Here is a 4,785-nt window from a genome sequence, read left to right as displayed (position 1 = left end):
GTTTATCCCCTGCCACACATAGCTACCCAGCGATGCTCCTGGCGGAACAACTGGTACACCAGCGGTGTGTCCATCCCGGTCCTCTCGTACTAAGGACAGCTCCTCTCAAATTTCCTGCGCCCGCGACGGATAGGGACCGAACTGTCTCACGACGTTCTGAACCCAGCTCGCGTGCCGCTTTAATGGGCGAACAGCCCAACCCTTGGGACCGACTACAGCCCCAGGATGCGACGAGCCGACATCGAGGTGCCAAACCTCCCCGTCGATGTGGACTCTTGGGGAGAGATAAGCCTGTTATCCCCGGGGTAGCTTTTATCCGTTGAGCGATGGCCCTTCCATGCGGAACCACCGGATCACTAAGCCCGACTTTCGTCCCTGCTCGACTTGTCAGTCTCGCAGTCAAGCTCCCTTGTGCCTTTACACTCTGCGAATGATTTCCATCCATTCTGAGGGAACCTTTGGGCGCCTCCGTTACTCTTTAGGAGGCGACCGCCCCAGTCAAACTGCCCACCTGACACTGTCTCCCCACGCGCTAAGCGTGGCGGGTTAGAATGGTCATACAGCCAGGGTAGTATCCCACCATTGCCTCCTCGTAAGCTGGCGCTCACGTCTCTTCGGCTCCTACCTATCCTGTACAAGCGGTACAAACATTCCATATCAGGTTGCAGTAAAGCTCCACGGGGTCTTTCCGTCCTGTCGCGGGTAACCTGCATCTTCACAGGTACTATAATTTCACCGAGTCTCTCGTTGAGACAGTGCCCAGATCGTTGCGCCTTTCGTGCGGGTCGGAACTTACCCGACAAGGAATTTCGCTACCTTAGGACCGTTATAGTTACGGCCGCCGTTTACTGGGGCTTCAATTCGTACCTTCGCTTGCGCTAAGCACTCCTCTTAACCTTCCAGCACCGGGCAGGCGTCAGCCCCTATACGTCACCTTACGGTTTTGCAGAGACCTGTGTTTTTGCTAAACAGTCGCCTGGGCCTATTCACTGCGGCTCTCTCGGGCTTTCACCCTAATAGAGCACCCCTTCTCCCGAAGTTACGGGGTCATTTTGCCGAGTTCCTTAACGAGAGTTCTCTCGCTCACCTTAGGATTCTCTCCTCATCTACCTGTGTCGGTTTGCGGTACGGGCAGTACACGTCTAACTAGAGGCTTTTCTTGACAGCGTGAAATCAGGAACTTCCGTACTTTATTTCCTTCCCCATCACAGCTCATGCTTCGCGAGAAGCGGATTTGCCTACTTCTCACACTCACTGCTTGGACGCACCTTTCCATCTGTGCGATTCCCTATCCTTCTGTGTCACCCCATTGCTCAAACAACTTGCACTGGTACAGGAATATCTACCTGTTGTCCATCGCCTACGCCTATCGGCCTCAGCTTAGGTCCCGACTAACCCTGAGCGGACGAGCCTTCCTCAGGAAACCTTAGATATTCGGTGGAAGGGATTCTCACCCTTCTTTCGCTACTCATACCGGCATTCTCACTTCTAAGCGCTCCACCAGTCCTTCCGGTCTGACTTCACCGCCCTTAGAACGCTCTCCTACCACGAACCTCCAAAGAGGTTCATCCACAGTTTCGGTAATATGTTTAGCCCCGGTACATTTTCGGCGCGGGGTCACTCGACCAGTGAGCTATTACGCACTCTTTCAATGGTGGCTGCTTCTAAGCCAACATCCTGGTTGTCTATGCAACCCCACATCCTTTTCCACTTAACATATATTTTGGGACCTTAACTGGTGGTCTGGGCTGTTTCCCTTTCGACTACGGATCTTATCACTCGCAGTCTGACTCCCGAGTATAAGTACATGGCATTCGGAGTTTATCTGAATTCGGTAACCCGAGAAGGGCCCCTAGTCCAAACAGTGCTCTACCTCCACGACTCTTTACCTCGAGGCTAGCCCTAAAGCTATTTCGGAGAGAACCAGCTATCTCCAGGTTCGATTGGAATTTCTCCGCTACCCACACCTCATCCCCGCACTTTTCAACGTGCGTGGGTTCGGACCTCCAGTGAGTATTACCTCACCTTCATCCTGGACATGGGTAGATCACCTGGTTTCGGGTCTACGACCTGTTACTCATGCGCCCTATTCAGACTCGCTTTCGCTACGGCTCCGCTTTTTCCGCTTAACCTTGCAACAAATCGTAACTCGCCGGTTCATTCTACAAAAGGCACGCTATCACCCATAAACGGGCTCTAACTACTTGTAGGCACACGGTTTCAGGAACTGTTTCACTCCCCTTCCGGGGTGCTTTTCACCTTTCCCTCACGGTACTGGTTCACTATCGGTCACTAGGGAGTATTTAGCCTTGGGAGATGGTCCTCCCGGATTCCGACGGAATTTCACGTGTTCCGCCGTACTCAGGATCCACTCTGGAGGGAATATGCTTTCAAGTACAGGGCTGTTACCTTCTTTGGCGGGCCTTTCCAGACCACTTCGTTTACCACATTCCTTTGTAACTCCGTATAGAGTGTCCTACAACCCCAAGAAGCAAGCTTCTTGGTTTGGGCTCTTTCCGTTTCGCTCGCCGCTACTCAGGAAATCGATTTTTCTTTCTCTTCCTCCAGGTACTTAGATGTTTCAGTTCCCTGGGTCTGCCTTCCTTACGCTATGTATTCACGTAAGGATACTATCCGACTAAAGATAGTGGGTTCCCCCATTCGGAAATCTCTGGATCAACGCTTACGTACAGCTCCCCAAAGCATATCGGTGTTAGTCCCGTCCTTCTTCGGCTCCTAGTGCCAAGGCATCCACCGTGCGCCCTTTCTAACTTAACCATGTGAGTTACCTCACGGGTTGGTTCCTAACCTCTAGCTCCAGCGATGAAGCTATCCGTTAGGTGAAAGATTCACTTTCAGTTGATTCTCGGTTTCTTACTTAGTCAACGTTCCATCCAATCGGATGGCGCGTTTGCTTTACTAACTTTCTTATCTAGTTTTCAAAGAACAAAAGTCTTTCTTAAAGAGAGTATAACCTCTCAAAACTGAACAAAACAACAGATAAAACAAACCGTAGGTTTCCTTTTCCTTAGAAAGGAGGTGATCCAGCCGCACCTTCCGATACGGCTACCTTGTTACGACTTCACCCCAATTATCTGTCCCACCTTCGGCGGCTGGCTCCATAAAGGTTACCCTACCGACTTCGGGTGTTACAAACTCTCGTGGTGTGACGGGCGGTGTGTACAAGGCCCGGGAACGTATTCACCGTGGCATGCTGATCCACGATTACTAGTGATTCCGGCTTCATGTAGGCGAGTTGCAGCCTACAATCCGAACTGAGAATAATTTTATGGGATTAGCTCGACCTCGCGGTTTGGCAACCCTTTGTATTATCCATTGTAGCACGTGTGTAGCCCAGGTCATAAGGGGCATGATGATTTGACGTCATCCCCACCTTCCTCCGGCTTGCACCGGCAGTCACTTTAGAGTGCCCAACTAAATGCTGGCAACTAAAATCAAGGGTTGCGCTCGTTGCGGGACTTAACCCAACATCTCACGACACGAGCTGACGACAACCATGCACCACCTGTCACTTTGTCCCCGAAGGGAAAGCTCTGTCTCCAGAGTGGTCAAAGGATGTCAAGACCTGGTAAGGTTCTTCGCGTTGCTTCGAATTAAACCACATGCTCCACCACTTGTGCGGGCCCCCGTCAATTCCTTTGAGTTTCAACCTTGCGGTCGTACTCCCCAGGCGGAGTGCTTAATGCGTTAGCTGCAGCACTAAGGGGCGGAAACCCCCTAACACTTAGCACTCATCGTTTACGGCGTGGACTACCAGGGTATCTAATCCTGTTTGCTCCCCACGCTTTCGAGCCTCAGCGTCAATTACAGGCCAGTAAGCCGCCTTCGCCACTGGTGTTCCTCCACATATCTACGCATTTCACCGCTACACGTGGAATTCCACTTACCTCTCCTGCATTCAAGTCTCTCAGTTTCCAATGACCCTCCCCGGTTAAGCCGGGGGCTTTCACATCAGACTTAAGAAACCGCCTGCGCTCGCTTTACGCCCAATAAATCCGGACAACGCTTGCCACCTACGTATTACCGCGGCTGCTGGCACGTAGTTAGCCGTGGCTTTCTGGTTAGATACCGTCAAGGGACAAGCAGTTACTCTTATCCTTGTTCTTCTCTAACAACAGTGCTTTACGATCCGAAAACCTTCTTCACACACGCGGCGTTGCTCCGTCAGACTTTCGTCCATTGCGGAAGATTCCCTACTGCTGCCTCCCGTAGGAGTCTGGGCCGTGTCTCAGTCCCAGTGTGGCCGATCACCCTCTCAGGTCGGCTATGCATCGTTGCCTTGGTGAGCCATTACCCCACCAACTAGCTAATGCACCGCGGGCCCATCTATCAGCGATAGCCGAAACCATCTTTCAAACCAGCGTCATGCGACGCTCGTTATTATTCGGTATTAGCCCCGGTTTCCCGGAGTTATCCCCAACTGATAGGCAGGTTGCCCACGTGTTACTCACCCGTCCGCCACTCACGTCAGAAAAGCAAGCTTTTCGTCGGTTCGTTCGACTTGCATGTATTAGGCACGCCGCCAGCGTTCGTCCTGAGCCAGGATCAAACTCTCTTTAAAAGTTCGTTTGAATACTTATTCAACACCGTGAATAAGATCCTTGCGTCAAATTGACTTCGCTAGCAAATAATTTTTACTAGTTGTTTTGTTTGGAAATAGCTTTCTATTTCCGCCCTGCGATTCTTACCTGAAAACATTGCTGTTTTCTTGGCTTTATCTTTGTTTTTTGTTCAGTTTTCAAAGAGCAATCTTAATATGTTGCG

2 rRNA genes are annotated in these 4,785 nt (G+C 51.2%); both read right to left on the bottom strand.

The window, feature by feature from the left end:
• A 23S ribosomal RNA gene (locus PRIP_RS15985) occupies positions 1-2,778 on the bottom strand; the annotation flags it as partial.
• A 254-nt stretch (positions 2,779-3,032) separates the two neighbouring features.
• A 16S ribosomal RNA gene (locus PRIP_RS15980) occupies positions 3,033-4,582 on the bottom strand.
• Between the last annotated feature and the right edge of the window lie 203 nt (positions 4,583-4,785).

Source organism: Paenilisteria riparia FSL S10-1204 (assembly GCF_000525995.1).
GTDB lineage: Bacteria > Bacillota > Bacilli > Lactobacillales > Listeriaceae > Listeria_A > Listeria_A riparia.
The sequence above is the reverse complement of the archived record's forward strand: the minus strand, read 5'-3'. Positions and strand labels throughout refer to the sequence as shown.